Raw genomic sequence first — 24,139 nt, forward strand, 5'->3', positions numbered from 1 at the left:
CTGAGAAATTATGTTGCATCATGTGTCCATTGTCCAAAATGTTTCTATTATTTCTTTAGGGATTACTGCCGTATTTCAAGTTGGAGATGCAAACCAAATGGAATTAAAAAGTAGAGCTATTGCCGTCCACCGTGAAATTCCTTGTTATATACGGGGAGAAGGTCGCTTTGATGCTTTTGAAATCTTTACAGATGAACACATTACAATTCCAAAACGAACGACAGATGTAAAATTAAATATTGTAAATGAATGTCCTTTTATTGAAGTGAATAACGTTGAATTGCGGACACTTTTAAATTCTGGTTGCTTTCAAATTGGGAATGTTGATTATGCTTTTAATAACTCTCGTATTATGCAAATCCGCCAATATATTACGGATGAACCTTCCGCACAATAATTCATATAGTAATTAAAAAGCTTAGTAAAGTAGGTGGATGGTATGCCTTCGGTTGTAGGAAATCTCGTCGTGCAAAACAGTAACGGCTCTTTCAACTTAGGAGATTTTTATAACGTATCTCCGAAAGAAAACACGAAAGCCTATAACGGATCTGGAGCTTCTAATGTTGGGTTTGTCGTGAATACGTTTAACGGTGTTAGTGCAACAAATACGTTTGATTCTGATGTGGCAGATCAAGATCAGATTGGAACAGCGTAAAAAAAGTAGGAGATATTCTCCTACTTTTTTCTTTTATCTAATTCAAAATTATTAAAATGAAATTTTAATAAGCAAGAGCTTTACTGTCCACAAATAGTGGTATAAACAAGTAAGTAGTGAAGAAGCACTATTTCATTTTATTTAAATGATAACCCACTCTCCTCCAAAGCCCTCCTAAGCTTCGGCAAAGACGCTGGTCCCATACCATGCATTTTTAAAATTTCTTTTTCACTATATTTTGAGAGTTCTTCTATCGTTTGAATTCCGTGATGTTGCAGCGCATTTCGTGCTGGTGATGAAAGAAGTGAAAGAAATCCTGTTTTCGGCTTCTTTTCTTTCTCGCAAGTTGGGCAAGTTGGACAGTCGCTACTTTTGTAGTATTCATGTCCTTTTTCACACGTTCTTAACGTTTTTTCCGTTGCCATTTTCAAGTCCCTCTATTCTTCAATTTTTACAATATGATTGCCATCAAAGAAGTATAAGCATTTCTCTTTCACAGGATGTTGTAAGCTTTTCTCCAGTGCTTTTGCATATAACGAAAGCTGTACTTTATATCGATCTTCTAAAATTGGTTTTGCTTGTTCAAATCCGCCTGGGAATTTTCCTTCAATCGTATCTGTTTTGAAGTCGATTAACGTAATGCCGTCTTCCTCTTCAATCATGCAGTCGATAACCCCTTGGACAAGAATCGTTTCTTCACTCTTCCCTTGCCAATCTTGATATGCTTCTTCTGCTGCAAGCATCATCGTAAATGGTACTTCACGCTCAACACTTTTCGCCGCTAATACCCTTTTACCTAAGTCACTGTCGAAGAATGAAATTACTTTTTCAATGGCTATTTCTTCCGCCTGCTCGAATGTTAATAATTCCTTATTTACCATTCCAGCAATTTGTTCTTGAAGAACTTCAACCGTAATCGGCTTCTTCAAATCAACATGCTGCATAACGGCATGGACTGCTGTTCCGCGCTCTGCGTACGTTAACCCTTTTTTCTCCATAAAGCGCGGGCGTGTTTTAATTGGTGCACGTAGTTTTTTAATAAAGGCGTTATCGCTACCTTCTTCAGATTGATAATTTCTCTTTATTTCTGTAACAGATTGCTTCGCGCGATGAGATGTCGCATCCTCATATCCGTACTTCCACATTAATCTGTCGTACACTTCTTCTTTCCGCTCACTTTGCAGGGGAACAGCCTTTTTCTCACGAAGCGCTTCTAACAATTCTTGTTTCTCTTCTTGAACTGGCTCTGGTGCAAGTAGCGTATTACCGTCCACAACTTCTACTTTCCAGCTAGTGTCATACCCGTAAATTTCATCTGGAATACTTCCTTGTCCTAATTCAAGAAGCATTTCACTATCACGGTGTCTATATAATGAAGGTGCAATCCAGTCTAAATAACAAGACGCTCCGGCACGTATATGATCTGGTAATAACCATTCACTATGCTCCCTCGCATCAAGCCATTTTTCCATTTCCTTATTTGCATCCTTAACTGTTCCAATTAAAATTAACTTCTCTTTCGCACGCGTCAATGCTACGTATAGTACGCGCATTTCTTCCGCAATTAATTCCATTTTCATTTTACGCTTAATCGCAAGCTGTGATAATGTTGTATATTTAATTCGTTTGCGCGGATCGATAAATTGCGAACCGAAACCGAAATCTTTATGCAATAAGAAACGTTTCATTAAGTCTTGTGTATTAAAACGACGACCGAGTCCAGCTACAAATACAACTGGGAACTCTAGCCCTTTACTTTTATGAATCGTCATAATGCGAACAACGTCTTCTTGTTCACCGAGGGCCCTCGCCGTCCCCATATCATCACCGCGTTCTAAAATACGTTCAATAAAACGTAAGAAGCGGAATAATCCTCTAAATGATGTTGCTTCATATTGTCTTGCGCGGTCATATAGTACGCGTAAGTTTGCCTGCCTTTGCTTTCCAGCTGGTAAACCGCCAACGAAGTCGTAATAACCTGTCTCACCGTACACTTTCCAAATTAAATCAGAAAGTGATTGTTGACGTGCAAATTCACGCCATCCTTGTAGTAAGTTATAAAACCACTCTAATTTATCATGAAGTTCTTGCTCCTCTTCAAGCGGAGCCCCTTTTAAGAATGAGCTCATTACTTCATAAAACGAGCCTTTCTTTCCATGAGCACGAAGCGTTGCAAGTTCTTCATCGTTTAATCCAACGATCGGAGAACGAAGTACAGCTGCAAGCGGGATATCTTGCATCGGATTATCAATAACGCGGAATACGTTCATCATAATATTTACTTCCGTCGCTTCAAAGTAACCAGTCGCGAGGTCAGCATATACTGGAATTCCTTGTAATTTTAACTCTTCCATAATTTGCGGGGCCCACGGCATGGAGCGAAGTAAAATAACGAAGTCGCGGTATTGTACCGGACGCATACTATCCGTTTTACGATCATATACTTCATAACCTGAATCGACCATCGCTTTAATGCGCTGCGCCATAAGGCGAGCTTCAAGCTGTGCCTTTTCTACTTCCGAACCTTCTTCACCGTCTATTACTTCTTCTTCTGTTTGCTGAATGCATAGTAGTTCAGCCGCTACATCTTCACCTTCTGGATAGGTAGCACCTAGCTTTAGTTCAGCGTCAACATCGTAGTCAATTTCCCCAACTTCTTCGCCCATAATTTGTTTGAAAATAAAATTCGTACCTGCTAGTACTTCATGACGACTACGGAAGTTTTTCGCTAAGTCAATCTTCATTCCGCCGCCTAATCCTTCTTGTGTGAAGCGTTTATATTTTCCTAGGAATAGTCCTGGTTCGGCTAGTCGGAAACGATAAATCGACTGCTTTACGTCACCAACCATGAACAAGTTCCCTTCACTCTCAGAATCTTTCGTTACGAATTTAATAATGGATTCCTGTACAAAGTTCGTATCTTGATATTCATCGACTAATACTTCAGCAAATTTATTACGATATTGGAGCGCCACTGCTGACGGATTCATTTCACCATTTTCACTTGGTTCACTTAAAATTTGTAAACAGAAATGCTCTAAATCTGTGAAATCGACCATTCCTTTATCTCGCTTCATCGCTTGGAAACGCTCTGTAAATACTTTTACAAGTTGAACGAGCTTTTCTAATACTGGGTGCATATCTTGAAAATCTCGTAAGAAACTTTCAGGTTTGCGGCTAAATAGCTCTTCTTGTAATTTCTTCACTTCATCTTTCGCTTTATTACGAAGAGAGTCTACTTGTTTTACAATATCCTCGTTATAATCACTTTTCTTAATGCGCTTTAACGTTTGCCACGATACGTTTTGCATCGCTTCATACAAACTTGTCCACGATTCACGAGCAGCTGATGATAGCGTTCCAAGTAAAGCTGCATCTGCTTGCAACGTTTCAACGCGAGGCGCTGGACCGTCAGGAAGCATTGCGAGCTCCGTCGCTTTACGAATATGCTGTTCCGCTGTTTCAAGCTGGAATTTCACATCTTCTAATAAGTAAGAAGCGTACACTAAATCTTCAATTGTCTTTCCTTCTACGTCATATGCTTCTACTAATTTATCGAGCCATTTTTCCGGATTTGGATGCGCTCTTGACTCTGTATGAAGCGCTAAAATCATACGTTGTAAGTCATCATCACTACGGTCACTCGTATAACGATCAACAAGTTCAAAGAAGATTGTATTATCTTCGATTCCGTACTCTTCTTCTAATATGTCATCTAGCACTTCTTCTTTTAACAATTCATTTTCTGTTTGATTCGCAATACGGAAACGAGGATCCACATCAAGCATGTAATAGTATCCTCTAATTACTTGTAAACAAAAGGAATGAATCGTCGAAATAGAAGCTTTATTTAATAAGCTCAGCTGCTTTCTAATGTGCTGAGAGCCTGGCTCATCAATTAATACTTTTTCTAACGCTTCCCCAATTCTGTTTTTCATCTCTTGCGCCGCTGCATTCGTAAATGTTACAACGAGCAGGCGGTCGACATCGACTGGATTCTCTTCATTAATAATCTTTTTAATAATACGTTCAACTAATACTGCTGTTTTACCTGATCCAGCTGCAGCCGCAACTAAAATATCACGTCCGTTCGCTACAACAGCTTTCCACTGGTCATCTGTCCATTGACTACCTTCTGGTTTTTTAGGCCAATTTTCTATCATTCTCCGCCAACCTCCTCTCTTATTTTCTCCATCGCTTCGCTATCTTTCATATCTTTTAACGATCGAAACTGATTATCTTCAAGTGACTCATCAAATTGACAAACAGATTTGAAGTTACAGAACGTACATGCTGCTTTATTTCCCATTTTATAAGGAGCAATATCGATAACACCTTCTGTAATATCTTTTCCGATATTTTCAAACGTATGGTGTACATATTTTTGCAGTACGTTAAACTCTTGCTCACTTGCAATACTTGAACGCGCACTAAAGCTACCGTCTTTTTTCAGGCCAGCAGAAATAATATCCGAACTTCCTGTTGAAAGTTTGTTATCCATTAAACGAACAACGTCAGCATCTCCTAATACGAGTCCTTTCATTTTAAATTTCTTTAAAATTTCTTTTTCAATTTCAGCTTCAGATGCGTCACCTTTCATCTCAACGATTGGGTTATGAATATGAAAATACAATACACCAGCTGGTGATGCTGTGTGACCTTTTTTCATCCAGGTCTGTGCATTCGAAGTAACAACATCTAAATACGTTAACATTTGAAGTGCTAATCCGTAATACACTTCCGTTAAATCTAACGCTTTTGAACTTGATTTATAATCAATAATACGTAAGAACGTCCCGTTTTCATCTTCTGCCTTATCAACACGGTCAATACGGCCGACTACTTCCATCTTCACACCATTTGGTAGTGAGAATTCCATCGGCGGAAGTGATCCTGTACCGCCCATACCGAACGGCACTTCTAAATCAACTGGTACGAATCCGCTCGACTTCGCATGTTCACGAAGAATGATTGACGTACGGAAAATGATTTGTTGTAGTTTTTGTTTTAAATAGAAATGACGGTTTGAACTTAATAAAATTTGTCGTTGTAATAACGGTGCGATTTCTTCTATTACTAAAACAGAAAGATGCTCACACTCTTTTATGGATAAATCCGCCCAAGTACGGTTTTCACGCAATAACTTGTCCGCAATTTTCTTTAATGCCGCATGGAATAATTCGCCGATATCTGGCGCATCAAGCTTGAAAATATCACGCTCTCTAAGCGATAAACCGTGCTGCGCAAAATGAGCGTATGCACAACGGTTAAATAGTTCCATACGAGAGACGCTTCCTTTAATTATATCTCCATATAAATCTCTACTTACTGCTGTACTTAGTTTCTTCGCACGATTTCGATAGAATAAACTTGATAAGACGCGGCTACTTTTTTGTTTCCATTCATCTGAAGTTACGTAGAAGTTGTATACGTCCCACCAAAAGTCTAAATTCCCTTCAAATCCGTATCGCTTCCACGTTTGTAGTTGCTGCATAACGTAAGATAACGTTACTTCTGGCGTTGCTACGTATGAAATTTGTTCTGAACGTGATAAATCATTTACGTCATTCGTAATAAATGAATCTTTCACATTAGGGAACATTCTTTTTATTTTCTTAATAAAGCTAGACGCAAGTAACGTCTTTCCTTCTTCATCTGCAAGCGGGCATGAAATGTATAACTTCTCAGATGCTCTCGTTACCATTTGATACATAACGAACTGTTCTTCTAACAAAGTTTGTCTCGTCGTTGGCGCTAATTCAATTCCTGCCGCACCAAGAACTTCTCTTTCCTCATCAGAAAGCATACCTTCATCCATAGGTGCTGCTGGAATAACCCCCTCATTTACACCTATAATAAACGTTGCTTTCACGTCAGATAACCTGGAGTGATCAATATTAGCAATTAATACTTGGTCTAATGAAGGCGGAATATTAGCAAATTGAAGTGCCTCAAGACCTGTCGACATAACGTCCGTAAACATAGAAAGAGACATTTTCTCATCACCAAGCATCTCTACAAACGTATCAAGAAGGCTCATTACCTCTTCCCATACTTGTTCATGATCTGTCGCAAATAAGAAATCTCCACTTTCTTCTGCACGTATACGTAATTCTTCTAGTTTCTTTGGAACATCCAGCTCTTCTAAAAATAAGTAAACTGCTTCACACATTTGCATAACTGTTCCTGCACGCTTTAACCTTTTTTGCATGCGAATAACAGGTGTTCTTACAACGTCACGTAGCCTATTTATTTTCTCTTCCATTTCACGTTCACTGTCTGTGATCATCCCGTTCGTATCATCAAGAGAACGATAACGGCGATACATCCATGGATCCTCTGAAGTCCATCTCTTTCCTTGTACACCGTACGCTAAACAGTAATTTTCAAATTCATCCATTTCTTCACGCATCGTTTCTTTTCTTACGTCTAATGGATATAAAAGCTCTGTTTTCACGCAGCGGAACACCGCATCATAACGCCAATTCCCACTAATAATCTCGAGTGCAGAACGAATACATTCTACTAATGGATGGTGTGACATCGGGCGCTTTTCATCGATGAAGTGCGGGATATTGTAATCTGTAAATAACGTTCGCATCACATCGTAATAACTTTCCCCATTACGAAGAAGTACTGCAATATCTCGGTAACGATATTTTTCATCCGCAACAAGTTTACGAATTTCACGAGCAACACCTTCTACCTCCGCTCGTAAATTCGCAGCTGTACTAATCGTTACACTCGCTTCATCGTTAAATTTTTCATTCGGACGCGCTTCATAATGAGCTTCTAAATGCGCTAATGCTGGAGAATGAAAACGCGGCTGTTCCATAAGTGGAATTGTTTTTTCAATTTCTATTTTTTCTTCACGCGCTACTTGTTTTATTTTTTCATACGTTACCGTCGTTTCATAAAATAAATCGAGTTCATTTACTGGCTGCGCTAACGTTTTTTCATCTATCGTTAACGTGATCGTAACTCTCGCTCCGCAAATCATAAGCTGTCTTACAATCTCTAACTCTTGCGGGGAGAATGAATGAAATCCATCTATATAAATTTCCGCACCATTTACATATTCAGACTGCGGAAGCTTTTCCACTAGCAATTGCAAGTAGTCTTCTGAATCTAAATATTTTCCGATTAAAGCACGTTCAAAATCATCATATAGTAGTTGTAAATCATACACTTTATTCGCTAATAGCTTTTGCTCGGCACTGCTACTATGCGCATCTAATTGTTGCCACATTTCATATACGTTAGATGGCGTTACATTGTAACGTTTAAACTCTGCAATCATACTGCCCAGATGTTCAAAGAAACCGTTTTGCTCCGCTGCTTTTTGGAACACCGATAACCCATCTTTACGAGACTCTACAATTTTACGAAGTAACATATGTACACCCGCTTCATCAATATGAAGACGACTCGCTCCGCCAACTTCTTGTAGTACCTTCCACGCTAATCGTGAAAAACTAAAAACTTGTGCCCGAATAGAACCTCTTACATCCTCACTTCCAATTAACGCCTGCTGCGTCTGGAATGTCATCTGTTCTGGCACAAGATATAATATTGTTTCCCCTCTCGGGCGCTGTTTTAACTCTTCTTGCACTTCGTGTAAACAAAGTGTACTTTTTCCACTTCCCGCTCTACCAATCACAAATCGAAGTGACATGTAACCCCACCTTTCACTTACATAACGAACGTTAGTTTGCTACTATAATTGTATTATAGGACACGAAAAAAGACAAACGGAGTAGTTTGCCTTTTTTTATACTTCTACCTATTATATCAACCTTTTGAAAAATTCGTTTGCACCTCTTGAATTGGCCAATATCGTAAATCAACTTTACCGACAACTGTATCAGCTTTTACAAATCCAAAGTGTCTACTATCCCAGCTCCCGAGGCGGTTATCACCTACTACAAAAATATATCCAGGTGGCACCGTTTTTTCCTTAGTTAACTCTTCTAGCGTAAAGTCACCTGTTAGTTGTCGTCCATTTATCTCCTTCTTATATTTCTCTAAATAAGGTTCATCCACGAATTGTCCGTTTATATATAATTTATCATGCTTATATTCAATATGATCTCCAGGTAAACCGATAATCCGCTTTACATAGTCCTCTTTTTTATTCGCATGAAACACCACAACGTCAAATCTGTTCAAGTCCCCAACTTGATAACTCACCTTATTTACAACGAGCATATTGCCATCTTGTAATGTCGGCATCATTGACTTCCCCTCTACAACGTACGTCGAAAAGAAAAACGTTCGAAAAAATACAGCTAATAATACACCAATTAAAATTGTTCGTATCCACTCTATGCCTTCTTTTTTCAAAGTTTTCTTCATCTGCTTCTCCCCTTATCCTTTAATACTGAAGCTTTCCTTTACAAAGAAGACTATTCTTAATGCAGTTCTAACTTTACTTCGATTTTCTTACCGACATACCATAAAATAAAAATACCAATCGCTACAATGACTGATTTCACTGGATTATGAATAAATGACATTAAATCATGACCGATATACGTTAAAATAAAAATCATCACAAGTTTTCCGAATGCTAACGCTAGCCCAAACTGTTTTACACTAATTCGGGATAAACCAGCGACAACATTTATTAATGCTGACGGTGTAAATGGAAAACAAAATATAACAAAAATCGGTGCAAATCCTTTTCTTTCAATCCATCCCATTGCTTTTCGTACTCTCTCATGCTTATTTACAAACGAAAAGAAACGACTGCGACCAAAATGGCGGATGATGAAAAAGACAAGTAATGCACCCATTACTGATCCAAGCCATGAATAAAGAAAACCGAGCCAAAAGCCAAATGCAACAGCATTTGCCAGTACAAATACAATAAGCGGTAATGCTGGAATCAACGCCTCTATCATCGGTAAACCAATACCAAGAAGTGGTCCGAACGCTTTATAACTCTCAACAATATGATCCATATTTTCTGGTGAAAAATACTCTTTGATTGTCTGAAAATCCATTCTACACTTTACCCCTTTACTCTAAATACTATCCCTACTGTATCATTGCTTATATGAAAGAGGAAATGGTAGATACGACATATGGAGATGTATTTATTAAAGTTTCCATATCTTTCATAAGAATTCCTTCATTATTTAGCTATGATAATCTATCAATATTTGACAAGATATTACATATTAATAACACCACATCCAACAATATCCTTATATCCCTTCAAAAATAGTATATTACAAATAATTTATTTAAATATAAAAAAATAGTATTTTTTACATTTTTTATTAAAATAACAACATAAATCTGTTATACTAAATATCGCAATATATTTATTTTATGTTTCTAGGAGGAAATACTTTGAAAGACACAGTAAAATTATTAAAATGGGTTACTGGTGCCTTAGAGGCTTTACTGGGAATACCTGTACTCGGAGGAACTATTGTTGTTTCTTTACTTTGGTTACCACTTCTTTTCATGCTAGTATTACATATCGTCACTTTAGTATTGGCTAAAAAAGCTAATATGAGTGCTAACGGTAATGTGCTAGGAATTGTAACTTCTTGCCTTGCATGGATTCCGTTTGTAGGAATGATTTTGCATATTTTATCAGCTATCTTCATTATGATGGATGCTGCCCGTAAGGAAGAAACTTATTAATATTTAAATAGCAAAAAAGCTGTCCTAGAATGCCGCTTAAAGCAACATTCTAGAGGCAGCTTTTTCTATATTACACTTCTTCTTCTCTAACAACATACACTTTCTCATAAGCGGGTCTTAATGTTGATTCCTCTTTTTTATCAACCTCTTTAAAACAAGGGCTCCCTTGTTTTTTCCTACGATCTTCATATTCAGTACGTAATTTCGCTGTACGATTTTGTTGATTTTCAAAACTAGTTTTTGATATTTCTAATTTCACAGCAAAACCATTTATAAATCTAATAATAAGATTTCCATCTTTTAATTCTTTGTTACTTTCAATATAAAAATGAGACAACCAAGCGCACTCTTTTCTAGAGTAAGAATAGGTAGGGAAAAAATAAAGTTGATCTGCTGGACTAATCGCAATCGGTGCTTTATGTGTAATATGAGTTAACTCTTTCGTTCCTTCTTTTCTGCCTAAGAAACTAGAGCCATGCTTGCGGCAACTTCTTTCTATAATATCTAGAGGTTTTTGAAATACGAAAAAAGAATCATTCATTTCAACGACTCGCGTAACAATTTTCTTTTCACTTAGAATAACAGGAAGTAAGGCCATCGTATTTTTCGTTACAACATAATTTTCGACATAGCGTTCCACTTTACTTTCCATACTCCATTATCTCCTTTTTTCCATTTATATTAGCAGCTGCATATATAATTTTAGCATCTATGAAAAGGAAATAGCTTACAAGTTCCGCTTTTTTACAGTTTTTTATCATTTATCAAACATTTGTTAAATAATAAAATCACAATATAGTAATTTTTTAATTTTAAAGTTATAAAAACAACATTTATACTACCTATAAATATTTATTATCCCTTCCTATTTTCACATCATTAAAGCAGTTAACTTTGCTATAATTAAAATGTAAATCCAATATATAGAGGGCCACTATGGAAGAAAAAGAAATCCAACCATCGATTCAAATGAAAAATAGTAGCATCATTATCGTGAAAAACTCAGCTAGTATTATATTCGGTTTATTTTTCATTCTGCTATTCTTTGCCAAACCGTTTCGTAAATCAAAATGTACAGAATGTAAAAAACGTGAGAAGAAAAAATCAGGGCAAGAACAATAAAAGGCCTTCCTTTATGGAATGCCTTTTTACATTTGTAGTATCATTTTATTTATTCTTCTTAACCCTTAAAAAAAACAACTATATTTTCTTCCAAGGTTCTCTACATCTTTTTTGATTTGTAATATGCTCCTTATATAAAACATGAGAAAGAGTATTTGTACTTGTTACCCGCTTTTAATTTTTGTTAAAAAATTAAAATTTGTACATCTTTATCCATCACTAACAATTCGTTAATTAGTTAACTTTGTAATATAAGTTTTGTATATAATTTCATTCAAAAACACAATATATAAGTAGCTAGTTATAATTACATTACTTTTTATCGAATTCCCAAAAGGAGCTGTATACTTATGGATAAAGAAGATCTATTAAGCCAGCAGGTTAATAGCATCCCCTCAGATGCTCTGAATACCCCTAGTAAGGAACAAGAACAACTGTTAGAAACATCATCTCAAAACGTACAAAATTCCAACAACAATGCTAACAAAAAAGATGTTACTCAAGGTCTATCTAGAAAAGATTTCCCCATTTCAACAGAGAAAACAAATTTATAGTTATTTACTATCATACGCAGCAAATGCTCTTGCTGAACTAACTCTTCTACAGAAACTAATACGCATTCCCGATAATTTTTTACCAGTTTTAACATAAAAAAAAGAGAGTTACATATAAAAACAGGCTCTGGAAAAATTTTCTCCACAACCTAAAAAAAGGATGGCATTAGCCATCCTTTTTTCCATCATCAACTATAAAATTATAGTTTGATTACGTTTTTAGCTTGAGGTCCACGGTTACCGTCTTCGATTTCGAAGCTAACTTTTTGACCTTCTTCTAGAGATTTGAAACCGTCAGTTTCGATTGCAGAGAAATGTACGAATACGTCGTTTCCACCTGGAACTTCGATGAAACCGAAGCCTTTTTCGTTGTTAAACCATTTTACTTGTCCTGTTACTGCCATAATTATTTCCTCCTAAGAAAATACAAATTTTAAATTTTTTAGTCTTCCTGTCTAAAAAAAGAATCCACACATTATCAAATACGAAACATAAACTAGTTCTCACATACTTTTTCTCGTTCGTTTTCAGCACTTGATAACATATGGATTGCTTAATTTAACTATTCAACTGACATTATCATAGCACATTAAAATAAAATGTACAATCTTTTTCGAAAATAGAATTTCTAATTTTTAGTATTTCTTATAAAATATAATTATCTCTATTCTAAATAAGGAGGAGTTTATGACCAATAAAATTCCTAAAAAAACATTAAAAAGAATTGAAGAGGATATTGAAAATAATAATCTTGGAAAAGCAAGAGATAGATTGCATGGCCTCATCTTTACATACCCAAATGAATTACATCTTCGAAAACAACTCGGAGATATTTATTATAAATTACAATATCCGGAAATGGCTGGACGTTACTGGTATCTAGAAGAGCATAAAACAGATATTATGCATGAATCATGTTTATTATTTGAAAAATCAATGGGAAATAATCCTCATCATATTGCACGTGCTTTAAAGTTTAAAGGCGATTCTATCCATATAAAGGGTTTGGATAAAGATAAGCCCTTATCTTCAGTGCAGAAAGAAGTAGTAGAGAATTTAGTTTATGAGTATAAAGAAACATGGCAAGATAAGCTAGTTCCTTTTGGCTGTCTAGCATTGCTTGCTTCCCTTCTCTTTTCTGCCATTGTTGGTCTATTCACTATTTGGAATTGGATTTTTTAATCACAGGGGGGAATTTTCACATGTCAAACTACGCTAAAGAAGAAAGACTAACAGGGGGAAACGTCTCAAACGTATATCGTTCTGAAAATACTGTTCGGCGAGAGTTAAAGCTAGGCAGTGAAAAGATTCATAAGCTATTGCAACACTTAGAAAACAAAGGATTTCATTATGCTCCAAAGTTTTTAGGTGTAGATGAAAAAGATAGAGAGATTTTATCCTTTATTGAAGGAGAAGCTGGCAATTATCCTTTAAAAGAATATATGCGATCTAATGATGTATTAAAAGAAATCGCAAAGATGCTCCGCCTTTACCATGATGCCGTAAGTGATTTTCCGTTATTAGATGATTGGAAACCGATGGATCACACTCCAAATAACATTGAGGTTTTATGTCACAATGATTTTGCCATATATAACATTATTTTTAATAATGAGAAGCCAGTAGGGATTATTGATTTCGATGTTGCTGCTCCTGGTCCAAGACTATGGGATATCGCTTATACACTCTATACTTGTGTGCCTTTAAGTAGAGTGTATTATACAGAATCTGGTGAAGCCGTTCATTATGACTCATCGCAACATGCAGATCGTATTAAAGAGAGAGTGAATTTGTTCGTTCAGTCCTATGATAAAAATATGGATGAAGATTACTTAGGAATGGTGTTACTTCGATTAGAAGGGTTATGTACATATATGAAACGAAAAGCGCAAGAAGGCGACTTGAATTTCCAAAGAATGATCGATGAAGGACATCTAGAGCATTATGAGAAAGATATGAAGTTTATTCGTGATCATAGGGCTGAGTGGAGTTGATTTAGTAATAAAGAAAAGTTAGTATTGTTTTTTGCCGACAACTCAATCTCTCTTTTCGAATCTTTTAGAAAATAATAAGGGGCACCCTTCAAAAAGGTGCCCCTTCCTTTTATTTCGTAAACTGTGCTTCTTCTGTAGATCCTTTTAACGCTGTCGTTGATGAAGTTCCGCCCGTAATCACTTGTGCCACTTCATCAAAGTAACCTGTTCCCACTTCGCGTTGATGACGTGTTGCAGAGTAGCCGTGTTTTTCAGCTGCGAATTCTGCTTGTTGTAGTTCAGAGTATGCTGCCATGCCGCGCTCTTTATAGCCACGTGCTAGTTCAAACATACCGTAATTTAATGAATGGAATCCAGCAAGTGTTACGAATTGGAACTTGTAACCGTAAGATGCGATTTCCTTTTGGAAGCTTGCGATTGTTTTTTCATCTAGTTTTTGTTTCCAGTTGAATGAAGGTGAGCAGTTATATGCAAGTAGCTTCCCTGGATGCTCCTTATGAATTGCGTCCGCAAATCGTTTTGCATCTTCTAAATTTGGTTCTGACGTTTCACACCAAACGAGGTCTGCATACGGTGCATACGCTAAACCGCGCGCAATTGCTTGATCAAGACCTGCATTCGTACGGTAAAACCCTTCTGGTGTTCTTTCTCCTGTAATAAATGCTTTATCAACAGGATCGATATCGCTCGTAATTAAATCAGCTGCATCCGCATCTGTTCTTGCAACGATAATTGTCGGCACTCCCATTACATCTGCTGCAAGGCGTGCAGAAATTAAATTGCGTACTGCTGTTTGCGTTGGTAGTAGTACTTTTCCGCCTAAATGGCCACATTTTTTCTCTGAAGATAATTGATCTTCAAAATGCACACCTGATGCACCTGCTTCAATCATACCTTTCATCAGTTCGAATACATTTAATTGCCCACCAAATCCAGCTTCTGCATCTGCTACAATCGGTACGAAATAGTCTGTATCATCGCTTCCTTCCATATGCTGAATTTGATCCGCACGTTGAAGCGTTTGATTAATTCGTTTTACTACAGCAGGTACGCTGTTCGCTGGATATAAACTTTGGTCTGGATACATATGCCCAGAAAGGTTTGCATCAGCTGCTACTTGCCAACCACTTAAGTAAATCGCTTTTAACCCAGCTTTTACTTGTTGCATCGCTTGGTTTCCTGTTAATGCGCCAAGTGCGTTAATATAGTCTTCTGTATGAAGCGATGTCCAAAGCTTCTCAGCACCACGACGCGCTAACGTATGTTCAATATCAATTGACCCGCGCAGGCGAATTACATCTTCTGCCGAATATGGACGTGTGATCCCTTTCCAACGCTCATCTAATTCCCAGCTTTCTTGTAACTTCTCGATTCTTTCGTTTTTCATTTGTTCCATCCCCTTTTCATTTTTTATAAAATTTCATAACCCGGTAATGTTAAAAATGGTACGAATTCATCATTCCGAACGAGATTTGTAAACAACGTTGTCGCCTCTTGGAATCTCCCTTTCTTAAAGGCTTCCTTACCAATCTCTCTTTCTATTTTTGCTAATTCTTCTTCTTTTAACTCTTCCATTAATTCAAGCGTAATATTACGACCATCATTTAGTTTTCCACCTTCATGACGAATCCATTGCCATACTTGTGCTCTTGAAATTTCAGCTGTTGCCGCATCTTCCATTAAGTTATAAATGGGTGCTGCTCCCCGTCCGCTTAACCAAGATGCAATATATTGAATACCTACGCTAATATTCATGCGAAGGCCCTCTTCTGTAATCGTTCCCACCGGTACCTCTAGTAAATCGTTTTCTGTTACACATATTTCTTCACGTTTTCTAAAAATTTGATTTGGTGTTTTCATAATGTGATTAAACACTTCCATTGCAACCGGTACAAGTCCAGGGTGGGCAACCCAAGTCCCGTCATGACCGTCTAAAGCTTCGCGTTCCTTATCAGCACGCACTTTTTCAAAAGCTGCTTCATTTGCTTCTGGATTATTTTTAATCGGAATTTGTGCCGCCATTCCTCCAATTGCTGGTGCATTACGGCGGTGACATGTTTGAATTACTTTCAAAGAATACGAACGCATAAATGGCGCCGTCATCGTGACTTGTGCTCTATCTGGTAGTAAGAATTTATTATGATTACGGAAACTCTTTAAAAAGCTAAAAATATAATCCCATCTTCCGCAGTTTAAGCCAGCAGAATGATCTTTTAGCTCATACAAAATTTCATCCATTTCAAACGAAGCATGAATCGTTTCCAGTAACACAGTTGCTTTAATCGTTCCATTTGGAATGCCGATATATTTTTGAGCAAATACGAATACATCATTCCATAATCTCGCTTCTAAATAACTTTCCATTTTCGGTAAGTAAAAGTATGGGCCGCTCCCTTTCGCTAAAAGAGCTTTCGCATTATGGAAAAAGTACAAGCCGAAATCTACTAAACTACCCGACATATTTTTCCCATCAACTTGCATATGCTTTTCCTCTAAATGCCATCCTCTTGGACGTACAATGAGTACAGCTGTTTTCTCATTTAATCTATATTCTTTCCCTTTATCATTTTCATGTGAAATCGTTCCCTTTACTGCATCTCGTAAATTGATTTGACCTTCAACTGCGTTTTCCCAAGTTGGTGCATTCGAATCTTCAAAATCCGCCATAAAAAGATGCGCTCCTGAATTTAAAGCGTTAATGACCATCTTTCTATCTACCGGTCCAGTAATCTCTACGCGACGATCCTCTAAGTCTTTTGGCAGCTTGGCAATTGTCCAATCCGCTTCACGTATGTGTTTTGTTTCTTCTAGAAACTTCGGAAACTCCCCTGCATCAATTCTCTTTTGTTTTTCTACACGTTTTTGTAAAAGTTCTATGCGGCGCTCATTAAAATTCTCATGTAGTTCCTTCAAAAAACTAAGCACCTCAGGTGTCAATATTTCGTTGTACGCTGGTAACATTTCTCCAACGAGTGTAACCCGTGAAGTTTGCGTCGACATATTAGCATCCCCTTCTTAAACTGTTTTATAACAGATTTGATTTCATGTTTTATATTATATAACAAATCTTCAGAAAAGGAAGTTTTTTTTTGAAAATTCATTTCATTTTTTTTCAAAACGTCATTCTTTCGCGCTTTATTTTATAAAAAAAAGGCCGCTGTTATACAACAACGACCTTTTTGTATTATTTTTAAATTTCACTTTGACTAGTTAAACTTTATTACTGCCCTTGTTCCATATCATGCAATATTGCTCTATGTAAAAACTGTGCGTATTGTTCTCTCGTTACCTTCATAGACGGACCGAATTTACCTTCTCCGATTCCCATTGTAATACCATTTGTTTGTACTGCACTAATTGCATTCGTTGCCCATGAATTTGCTGAAACATCATTAAAGTTATGAGATCCTTTTGCCTGTAAGTCAAAAGCATTCGTAAGAACTTGTGCCATTTCCGCACGCGATAACGTTGCCTTCGGTCTAAAGTTTCCATTCTCGTCTCCCTGGAAAATTCCGATTTCCGTTAAAGCCAATATCTCCTCGATAAAGCTTGTTGAATTTTCATCGATATCTCCATATGGGTTTTCATATTCATCTTGTTCTTCCATATCAAACACACGGTAAATTAAAGCTGCAACTTGCTCACGTGTTACATTATCCCCAAAACCGAATATTCCATCACCATATCCCAAAATGATTTCTTGCTCCGCTAATTCATGAATTGCCTCATATGCCCAATGTCCTTTTGGTACATCTTGAAATACAATTGTATTTGTTTTTTGCAACGGTGCACTTTCCGCTTTTACACTATCACTCTCTGCTGAGAATAACACCCCACCCATAATTGTTAATGCTGTAGCTGTTTTTAATAATTTTTTGCTCATCCAATTATCTCCCCAATATGCATATGTTTTTTTAAAAATATACAGAATAAATGGTATAGCGACAATATATTTTTCGACACATTTCGTGACGGTTTTGTGAATCATATTACACATCATGTCTTTTTCATCGGGTTGATTATAAAGCTTGTGTATAACCATAAAAATACATAAATACGAATAATAATTCTTTTTAAACAAACAAAAAAGCACAAATATTTCTATTTGTGCTTTCATATTTCACTCTACTTCCAATCCTCTTTCAAATGATAATTAATAATCGCATTATTAATAAACTGAGCATATTGCTCTCTAGGTACAGGGCGATTTAATTCATACATGCCATTCCCAGTTCCTCTCACAACATTATTAGATTGTAACGCACTAATCGCATCTTCTGCCCAGTGGCCTTTTGGAATATCTTTAAATGTATGTTTTTGGTTCGTTTCAAAATTAAATGCTCGTTTTAAAATGACAGCCATTTCCGCTCTAGAGATTGGTGCTTTCGGCCTAAAATCCCCTTGGCCATCCCCTGTAAAAACACCACGTTTTGTTAACGCCAAAATTTCCTTTTTAAAAGTTGTTGTACTATCAGAAACATCTTTATATGGATTCGCTACTGGCCCTTCTTCTTTTATCTCAAGTGTTCTGTAAATAGTCCCAGCTACTTGTTCACGTGTTATAAGATCGCCAACACCATACTTCCCGTTTCCATACCCTAATATAATTTTATGATACGCTAAATCCATAATAGCATCATATGCCCAAAATCCGTATGGAACATCTTCAAACACAATCATTTGTGGATACTCTTCCGCTTTTACAGGCATCACATTCGTCCCTGCAAATATACCTCCTGCCATTGTCGCAATCATCATTACACCCAATATTTTTTTCTTCATTATCCTCTCTCCCTATTTCATTCAAATAAAATGAACTTCATTGTTTCAGGAGTACTATTTTTTGGTGAATGTAAGATAAAATGCAAATCTTCTAGAAGAAATATTTCCACTACCTTTCTGCTTTATGCCTCCTTCTTTCTTTTTCAAAAAGGAAGTTGTTACATCTAAGGTGTTATATACTAAAACATTCTACAATTTCTTTATAAACTCCTTTTCACTTTATAACTTCCCTTTATTGGCACCTAAAGGAGATACCTAATGGAGGCTACTATATTGATGGGTTATATTTCAAGGGTAGCATTTTTCGCTGAATTTTGAGGTGGGGGTCTTACTGCCCAGCAAATAACGGGATAAAAAAATCATCCTTTTTTCTTAAAAGAGGATGATTTTTTTATCTTTATTAACACTCAAATATGCTACTACTTTTGAAGAGTAAATTGGGCAACTATTTGTTTTAGTTTTCCTGCTGCGTTATGCATATGTTCAATTGAAACCGAAATCTCTTGAACAGATTTTTCTTGCTGTTGAATAGACTCTTTTACCCTATCAGTTCGGTCAGATGATCTTTGGGAAATTTGAGCCATGTCTTCTGCAGAAGCCGAGATTTCCTCACTACTCGCTGCAATTTCATCTGTTGACATAGATACCGTTTGAATTTGCTCAGATACTTGCTGTACTTTTTCTGTAATTGTTCCAAATACTTTTTCTGTATGCATTACTACTTGTGTGCCTGCCTGTACCTCATTATCTACTTTCCCCATCATATGTACCGTATGGTTCGTTGTTCCCATAACTTGAGTAATAAGATTCTCAATTTGTTTTGCAGAATCACTAGATTGTTCTGCTAATTTCCTCACTTCATCTGCCACAATTGCAAATCCTCTACCACTTTCACCAGCACGTGCAGCCTCAATTGCAGCGTTTAATGCTAATAAGTTAATCTGGGAGGTAATACCTTGCATCACATCAATGATTTTAACAATTTCTTCTGATTGTTCTTTCATAGTCTCTACTTGTTTCACACCGCTATGTACCGAATTTTGGATTGTATCCATCTGTTGAATCATTTGTTTCATTAATTTGTTACCATTCTCTGCATCTAATGCTGATTGAGCAGATAATTCATTTACAGAGGATGATGTATTGACTATACTCTGCATTCCTTGTGTCAACTCTTCCATCGCACCCGCAGTTTGTTCCATTGCTTGCATTTGACTTTCTGCACCATTTGCAACTTCTTCAATATCCATAGTGATTTTCTTCGCTGCACTACTAGATACTTCTGATGCAGATACTACTCCGTCTGCATGTTGGAATAAAAGCTGAATATTATTCTCTACTTCTTGCATATTTGTTCTTAGCCCTGCAATCATCTCGTTAAAATTACTTACTAATACACCTAATTCATCCTTAGCAGTATAATCACCATGTACGGTTAAATCTCCTTCTTTCGCTCTTTCCATCATACGACTAACCGTTTGTAAAGGAGCAACTATAAGCTTGCTAATAATATAACTTACTATACATATAACGATTGTAGTAACTACTACAAGAATGATAAAGGTAATAACGGATCGATCAATCATTTTTTGAGAATCTTTAAATACTTGGTCAGCTAAATTTGAAACATACGATTCTAGATCCACTGCATAACCAGCTAACTCTATTCCCTTCGGTTTTAATTCCTTCTGAAATTCATGTACCATTTGTGGCTCGTTTGTTGCCTTCGCCTTTTCAAATAATTTTTTATATGTATCTTTATAACTTGGTAAAGATTTCTTCATCTTCTGAAACAGTTCATCCTCTTGCTTACTTAAATTAAAACCATCATCATATTCTTTTAATAAAGAATCATATTTTTTAAGATCCTTTTCAATATTATCAATTATTCCCTCTTTATTTGCTACTTCATTTTGTGACGCCGTAATTAATTCTAATAAATTATATTCTAGTGAATTTTGTGTGCGAAGCATTCCTTCTAATAAAATTGCAGAATATTGATAATCATCTACTACAACCTCTGTATCATGCTTAATCTTATTAATAGAACTAATTGCTACACTGCTTATAATTACCATACCTAAAACTGCTAATGAAATAAGCGACAATAATTTATATTTCACTTTTAAATTTTGTAAAAAATACATTTTTCCACCTTTATTCCTTTATATATAGATTTTTAGAATTTTATAGCTTATTATTTACAAAATCACAATAAAAAGCAATGATAAATATTCCCAATATGAAACTTATATCTCTATAAAAAAAGAAGTAGCTATCATGCTACTCCTTTTTGCTTTGTTTCTCATATTGTTCAAACGTATGAATTCTTTCAAAAATTGGTGGGTGCGTGTATAAGAAAAATTTCACTAACGCAGGCGGATTTACTTGGCTTAAACTTGTTTTTGATAAATATTGAAAAGTTTTCACACCAGATTTCCCGTCCTTCGTCATATTTAAAGCATATTGATCTGCGGCTCTTTCTTCTATACGTGAAACGTAGTTTGTTGCTGGTTGTGCTGCAAAAGAGAGTATAGAAGAAATTAAGAAAAATAAAGGTAAAATGGAGAAACATGCCACTTTTGAAATTTGCAATGTATCTCCCCATTTGCGAATACACATATTTATAATACGACTAATTAAAAACATACCTATAAACGATAGCAACACATAACTTGCAACGCCAAAATATATATGTTTCATAACATAATGCCCCATTTCATGGGCCATTATAAATAAAATCTCTTTATCTTTTAACTGCTTAAGTGTTGTATCCCACATTACAATACGGGCGTTAGGGCCAATTCCTGTTACGTAAGCATTTAATGCATTCGTTTTTTCTGACATATTTACTTCATATACGTGTTTAGCAGGAATGTCCGCTTTGTCTGCTATCGCTAAAATTTTCGTTTCTAATTCTTTATTTTTCAGCGTCGAGAAGTCGTTATACAGCGGATCAATAACGACAGGCTGTATGAATGTTAAAAAGATTGTAAATGGAACAGAGAGTGCCCACCCTGCTAGCCACCATCTCTTCGGAAATTTACGGATAAGCCATAATAGAACGGTAACTACGATTAACATAGTCGCATAACTTTCCCAAAAACCGATAACATGATCTTTTATCCAGCTTTGTGTACTTTGTGTTGAAATGCCGTAATCAACGGACACTTTCCGGCCAATCCATTGCATCGGTAAGGCAAGCACTGTTGTCAGTAATGATAAATAAAAGAAATAAATCGCAACTTGCAAGACACTTATTTTAGTCGTTTCCTTCGACCATTTCTCAAACTTTCTTGAAATACCTAACACAAGTACAAATAATAAAATAATCCATTCAAGAGGCGTCGCTAAAAAGTATAGTAAATTTTTCACGCGCGAATAATCTTGGCTTAGCGTAAGCTCTCTCGCACTCATAAACGTTTCTGGATCTGCACTCGTTCCTTTATACATGTCCGGAATAAGTTCATGATTCCATCCAAATAAATACCAATATATAAGTAACGCAAATCCAACGTACAAAAAAAGCGACCAACCGATAACCTTCCTCACGCTATTCCCTCCTCTATGCTGCCTGTCTATTATTATTGTAAGTTCGTACACGCTAAAATAGAACAAGCTTATTATGTGAATTGCGCTGAATCTTTTTATTTACATAAAAAAACTCTTCTACATAAGAAGAGTTTTACCTATTTTTAAACACTTTCTTCGGTTCATAATCCGGAATAAGGATCGCACTTACAAACCAACACGTATCCTACTTACTGTTTAGATAACATAAAGAGCCTCTTTAAGGAAGTACATCTATTAATAAACTAAAATCTTGTAAAGAGAAAGAACTATATTTCATAATACCCTGTACAGCTAAAAGTAAAACAAGACCGATCACACACATATAGTTAACGCTTTCTTCACTCTTTTTTTCAGTAACGACTCCACCACTTATACATAAAATCCCCAACAAATGGAGCGCTAAATACATGAAAAAGTAAGCTTCCTCCCAGCGCAAAATAACATTCACTGTCGTTATTAACACTAGACTAAGCAAAATCAAATAAAAAAACTTATTTGATGATATCGTTTCATTCATATGATTTTATACATCCCTTTCAAATTTCGAATTAATGATGTTTCAAAGCTATAAAGTAAATGATTGTTTTTATACCATAAAACAAAAGGAAAGCCACCATTACTTTCTCGAATACTTTATGAATCCACATATACTTCTCTTCATTCTTTCTGAAGATGCGCTTCATCATTTCTTCTACAATTAGACCAAATATTAGTAAAACCCCGAACACAATAAGAAGAGAAATAATATTTTCTTTTAAATGAGTACTAGAAAATAAGTAATACTCTGGAAACACAATCGTATCTACTACAGGTTGAAGCCAATGACAAAAGCTTTTATCACACATATCTGTGATAGACGTAGCATCTATAATATCTTTTAATATTTTTTCAACCGTCTTCTTCATCTTATTTACTCCCGACTACATCTGAAAAGCTCTTTTCCTGCTCTGCATATATAACTGGCACTTCTTTACTCCAATACTTGCGATTAACAAATAAAAAGATAAGTACTAAGTTTAATCCTGTTATAAAAATAATAAGTCCAGGAAAGAATGTCGTATAATTTGAGAAATCGGCAAAACTCATAATTTTTTCTCTACTTATTAGAAAAGACGCACCTATTACAAATGCATTGTTTAACATATGTATTGCAATTGGCATGAGTAAACTTTTCGTACGAATATATACAATCGACAATACGATGCTGAATATGGCTGCACCGAGGAAATCAACATGTAACAACGCAAACAATATTGCTACAACGATGGTCGCTATGCTCGTTCCCCATTTTGTGGCAAAACGTTGAAGTAAAAATCCGCGAAAAACAAATTCCCCAATAACTGGTGCGATGAATACGACCCTAATGACTTGAGATACATATCCCCCAGTACTATCTACAATCGGTTCATGCAGGGCATTCATAATAAAGTCCGGTGTAATCCATGCAAAACTATACATATACAAAATAAGATACCCGTAACTAAACATGCATAACATAACCGTAATGTATAAAACTTGCACCAAGTTAAATGTTTCATTTTTATTAATAAACAATGAAAATGAAATGTGATGCTTTCTATACTCATAAAAAATCCATACCATCGGAAGGATATAGAATATAAGGGTATTTATAAAAGAAGAATTTTGTATATGAAATATACTTGTTAGCAAATCGCCACTACTTCTCGCTATTAAAATTAATAGTGCAAATACAATTAAAAAATATCTAGCTCGCATCACTTGAAACGGATTCACACTCATCTCCTCCCCTATGTTACTTTTATCATATCATTTGATTCTTA

23 protein-coding genes and 1 pseudogene are annotated in these 24,139 nt (G+C 36.0%); 7 read left to right on the forward strand and 17 right to left on the reverse strand.

The window, feature by feature from the left end:
* The first annotated feature begins 10 nt into the window (after positions 1-10).
* A complete protein-coding gene (locus MR143_RS25735) occupies positions 11-397 on the forward strand; it encodes a spore germination protein GerPE (RefSeq protein ID WP_000902323.1) in 387 nt (128 codons plus the stop codon).
* A gap of 42 nt (positions 398-439) precedes the next feature.
* Positions 440-655, forward strand: a complete 216-nt coding sequence (gerPF, locus tag MR143_RS25740; RefSeq protein ID WP_001141566.1) for a spore germination protein GerPF — start codon at positions 440-442, stop codon at positions 653-655.
* Positions 656-792: 137 nt separating this feature from the next.
* Here gerPF and MR143_RS25745 read toward each other — a convergent pair whose 3' ends face one another.
* From MR143_RS25745 to MR143_RS25765, 5 genes are all read right to left on the reverse strand, one after another.
* A complete protein-coding gene (locus tag MR143_RS25745; RefSeq protein WP_000179952.1) occupies positions 793-1,080 on the reverse strand; it encodes an RNA polymerase alpha subunit C-terminal domain-containing protein in 288 nt (95 codons plus the stop codon).
* 12 nt (positions 1,081-1,092) lie between these two features.
* Positions 1,093-4,818 (reverse strand): helicase-exonuclease AddAB subunit AddA, encoded by a 3,726-nt coding sequence (gene addA, locus MR143_RS25750; RefSeq protein ID WP_074594663.1) that lies wholly within the window; start codon positions 4,816-4,818, stop codon positions 1,093-1,095.
* Positions 4,815-8,330 carry a helicase-exonuclease AddAB subunit AddB gene (addB, locus tag MR143_RS25755; protein WP_000058568.1) on the reverse strand — a complete coding sequence of 1,172 codons (3,516 nt, stop codon included), beginning with the start codon at positions 8,328-8,330 and terminating at the stop codon, positions 4,815-4,817. Before addB ends, addA begins: the two co-directional genes overlap by 4 nt.
* A gap of 116 nt (positions 8,331-8,446) precedes the next feature.
* Positions 8,447-9,010 carry a signal peptidase I gene (lepB, locus tag MR143_RS25760; RefSeq protein ID WP_000751900.1) on the reverse strand — a complete coding sequence of 188 codons (564 nt, stop codon included), beginning with the start codon at positions 9,008-9,010 and terminating at the stop codon, positions 8,447-8,449.
* 56 nt (positions 9,011-9,066) lie between these two features.
* Positions 9,067-9,660, reverse strand: coding sequence for a TVP38/TMEM64 family protein (locus MR143_RS25765; protein WP_000347517.1), 594 nt, complete (start codon positions 9,658-9,660; stop codon positions 9,067-9,069).
* A gap of 352 nt (positions 9,661-10,012) precedes the next feature.
* Between MR143_RS25765 and MR143_RS25770 the strand changes: the two genes are divergently transcribed.
* Entirely contained in the window at positions 10,013-10,312 is a 300-nt protein-coding gene (locus MR143_RS25770; RefSeq protein ID WP_000655757.1) for a hypothetical protein, read from the forward strand.
* Between the two features lie 70 nt (positions 10,313-10,382).
* Here the strand turns inward: MR143_RS25770 and MR143_RS25775 are convergent, their stop codons facing one another.
* Positions 10,383-10,964, reverse strand: a complete 582-nt coding sequence (locus MR143_RS25775; RefSeq protein ID WP_131250263.1) for a competence protein ComK — start codon at positions 10,962-10,964, stop codon at positions 10,383-10,385.
* 284 nt (positions 10,965-11,248) lie between these two features.
* Here MR143_RS25775 and MR143_RS25780 point away from each other — a divergent pair, with 284 nt between their 5' ends.
* Together MR143_RS25780 and MR143_RS25785 are read left to right on the forward strand one after the other, a co-directional pair.
* Positions 11,249-11,434: a hypothetical protein gene (locus MR143_RS25780; RefSeq protein ID WP_000391367.1), complete on the forward strand. Its 186-nt coding sequence runs from the start codon at positions 11,249-11,251 to the stop codon at positions 11,432-11,434.
* Positions 11,435-11,784: 350 nt separating this feature from the next.
* A complete protein-coding gene (locus MR143_RS25785; protein WP_000356609.1) occupies positions 11,785-11,988 on the forward strand; it encodes a hypothetical protein in 204 nt (67 codons plus the stop codon).
* A gap of 200 nt (positions 11,989-12,188) precedes the next feature.
* Here the strand turns inward: MR143_RS25785 and cspA are convergent, their stop codons facing one another.
* Positions 12,189-12,392 (reverse strand): RNA chaperone/antiterminator CspA, encoded by a 204-nt coding sequence (cspA, locus tag MR143_RS25790; protein WP_000301523.1) that lies wholly within the window; start codon positions 12,390-12,392, stop codon positions 12,189-12,191.
* A 283-nt stretch (positions 12,393-12,675) separates the two neighbouring features.
* Between cspA and MR143_RS25795 the strand changes: the two genes are divergently transcribed.
* Entirely contained in the window at positions 12,676-13,170 is a 495-nt protein-coding gene (locus MR143_RS25795) for a DUF6584 family protein (protein ID WP_242281073.1), read from the forward strand.
* A 20-nt stretch (positions 13,171-13,190) separates the two neighbouring features.
* Positions 13,191-13,982: a phosphotransferase gene (locus MR143_RS25800; RefSeq protein WP_046945920.1), complete on the forward strand. Its 792-nt coding sequence runs from the start codon at positions 13,191-13,193 to the stop codon at positions 13,980-13,982.
* Between the two features lie 109 nt (positions 13,983-14,091).
* Here the strand turns inward: MR143_RS25800 and aceA are convergent, their stop codons facing one another.
* The 10 genes and pseudogenes from aceA to MR143_RS25845 form a co-directional block, all read right to left on the reverse strand.
* The gene (gene aceA, locus MR143_RS25805; protein ID WP_000787346.1) at positions 14,092-15,369 is read right to left on the reverse strand and encodes an isocitrate lyase; all 1,278 of its coding nucleotides are present in this window, start codon (positions 15,367-15,369) and stop codon (positions 14,092-14,094) included.
* Between the two features lie 23 nt (positions 15,370-15,392).
* Positions 15,393-16,982 carry a malate synthase A gene (gene aceB, locus MR143_RS25810; RefSeq protein WP_000107337.1) on the reverse strand — a complete coding sequence of 530 codons (1,590 nt, stop codon included), beginning with the start codon at positions 16,980-16,982 and terminating at the stop codon, positions 15,393-15,395.
* A gap of 220 nt (positions 16,983-17,202) precedes the next feature.
* Positions 17,203-17,970, reverse strand: a complete 768-nt coding sequence (locus MR143_RS25815; RefSeq protein ID WP_199717717.1) for an S-layer homology domain-containing protein — start codon at positions 17,968-17,970, stop codon at positions 17,203-17,205.
* Between the two features lie 137 nt (positions 17,971-18,107).
* Positions 18,108-18,764, reverse strand: a complete 657-nt coding sequence (locus tag MR143_RS25820; protein ID WP_131250259.1) for an S-layer homology domain-containing protein — start codon at positions 18,762-18,764, stop codon at positions 18,108-18,110.
* A gap of 419 nt (positions 18,765-19,183) precedes the next feature.
* Entirely contained in the window at positions 19,184-20,137 is a 954-nt protein-coding gene (locus tag MR143_RS33730; RefSeq protein ID WP_407842732.1) for a methyl-accepting chemotaxis protein, read from the reverse strand.
* Positions 20,132-20,911 (reverse strand): annotated as a pseudogene (locus tag MR143_RS33735) (MCP four helix bundle domain-containing protein); the annotation flags it as partial. The pseudogene MR143_RS33735 and the gene MR143_RS33730, both read right to left, overlap by 6 nt.
* 136 nt (positions 20,912-21,047) lie before the next feature.
* Positions 21,048-22,316, reverse strand: coding sequence for a M48 family metallopeptidase (locus MR143_RS25830; RefSeq protein ID WP_001233314.1), 1,269 nt, complete (start codon positions 22,314-22,316; stop codon positions 21,048-21,050).
* Between the two features lie 238 nt (positions 22,317-22,554).
* Positions 22,555-22,854, reverse strand: coding sequence for a DUF2101 family protein (locus MR143_RS25835; protein ID WP_002163887.1), 300 nt, complete (start codon positions 22,852-22,854; stop codon positions 22,555-22,557).
* Between the two features lie 31 nt (positions 22,855-22,885).
* Positions 22,886-23,242: a hypothetical protein gene (locus MR143_RS25840; protein ID WP_000754328.1), complete on the reverse strand. Its 357-nt coding sequence runs from the start codon at positions 23,240-23,242 to the stop codon at positions 22,886-22,888.
* 1 nt (position 23,243) lies between these two features.
* Positions 23,244-24,092 (reverse strand): CPBP family intramembrane glutamic endopeptidase, encoded by an 849-nt coding sequence (locus MR143_RS25845; protein WP_001067990.1) that lies wholly within the window; start codon positions 24,090-24,092, stop codon positions 23,244-23,246.
* Between the last annotated feature and the right edge of the window lie 47 nt (positions 24,093-24,139).

Origin of the sequence: Bacillus cereus group sp. BfR-BA-01347 (assembly GCF_022663835.1) — a bacterium.
Taxonomy (GTDB): Bacteria; Bacillota; Bacilli; order Bacillales; family Bacillaceae_G; genus Bacillus_A; species Bacillus_A thuringiensis_K.

Excerpts from the sequence above, each read along its gene's own strand:
- MR143_RS25735 (WP_000902323.1), top strand. The coding sequence starts at position 11 with ATGTTGCATCATGTGTCCATTGTCCAAAATGTTTCTATTATTTCTTTA.
- gerPF (WP_001141566.1), top strand. The coding sequence starts at position 440 with ATGCCTTCGGTTGTAGGAAATCTCGTCGTGCAAAACAGTAACGGCTCT.
- MR143_RS25745 (WP_000179952.1), bottom strand. The coding sequence starts at position 1,080 with ATGGCAACGGAAAAAACGTTAAGAACGTGTGAAAAAGGACATGAATAC.
- addA (WP_074594663.1), bottom strand. The coding sequence starts at position 4,818 with ATGATAGAAAATTGGCCTAAAAAACCAGAAGGTAGTCAATGGACAGAT.
- addB (WP_000058568.1), bottom strand. The coding sequence starts at position 8,330 with ATGTCACTTCGATTTGTGATTGGTAGAGCGGGAAGTGGAAAAAGTACA.
- lepB (WP_000751900.1), bottom strand. The coding sequence starts at position 9,010 with ATGAAGAAAACTTTGAAAAAAGAAGGCATAGAGTGGATACGAACAATT.
- MR143_RS25765 (WP_000347517.1), bottom strand. The coding sequence starts at position 9,660 with ATGGATTTTCAGACAATCAAAGAGTATTTTTCACCAGAAAATATGGAT.
- MR143_RS25775 (WP_131250263.1), bottom strand. The coding sequence starts at position 10,964 with ATGGAAAGTAAAGTGGAACGCTATGTCGAAAATTATGTTGTAACGAAA.
- MR143_RS25780 (WP_000391367.1), top strand. The coding sequence starts at position 11,249 with ATGGAAGAAAAAGAAATCCAACCATCGATTCAAATGAAAAATAGTAGC.
- MR143_RS25785 (WP_000356609.1), top strand. The coding sequence starts at position 11,785 with ATGGATAAAGAAGATCTATTAAGCCAGCAGGTTAATAGCATCCCCTCA.
- cspA (WP_000301523.1), bottom strand. The coding sequence starts at position 12,392 with ATGGCAGTAACAGGACAAGTAAAATGGTTTAACAACGAAAAAGGCTTC.
- MR143_RS25795 (WP_242281073.1), top strand. The coding sequence starts at position 12,676 with ATGACCAATAAAATTCCTAAAAAAACATTAAAAAGAATTGAAGAGGAT.
- MR143_RS25800 (WP_046945920.1), top strand. The coding sequence starts at position 13,191 with ATGTCAAACTACGCTAAAGAAGAAAGACTAACAGGGGGAAACGTCTCA.
- aceA (WP_000787346.1), bottom strand. The coding sequence starts at position 15,369 with ATGAAAAACGAAAGAATCGAGAAGTTACAAGAAAGCTGGGAATTAGAT.
- aceB (WP_000107337.1), bottom strand. The coding sequence starts at position 16,982 with ATGTCGACGCAAACTTCACGGGTTACACTCGTTGGAGAAATGTTACCA.
- MR143_RS25815 (WP_199717717.1), bottom strand. The coding sequence starts at position 17,970 with ATGATTCACAAAACCGTCACGAAATGTGTCGAAAAATATATTGTCGCT.
- MR143_RS25820 (WP_131250259.1), bottom strand. The coding sequence starts at position 18,764 with ATGAAGAAAAAAATATTGGGTGTAATGATGATTGCGACAATGGCAGGA.
- MR143_RS33730 (WP_407842732.1), bottom strand. The coding sequence starts at position 20,137 with ATGATTGCAGGGCTAAGAACAAATATGCAAGAAGTAGAGAATAATATT.
- MR143_RS25835 (WP_002163887.1), bottom strand. The coding sequence starts at position 22,854 with ATGAATGAAACGATATCATCAAATAAGTTTTTTTATTTGATTTTGCTT.
- MR143_RS25840 (WP_000754328.1), bottom strand. The coding sequence starts at position 23,242 with ATGAAGAAGACGGTTGAAAAAATATTAAAAGATATTATAGATGCTACG.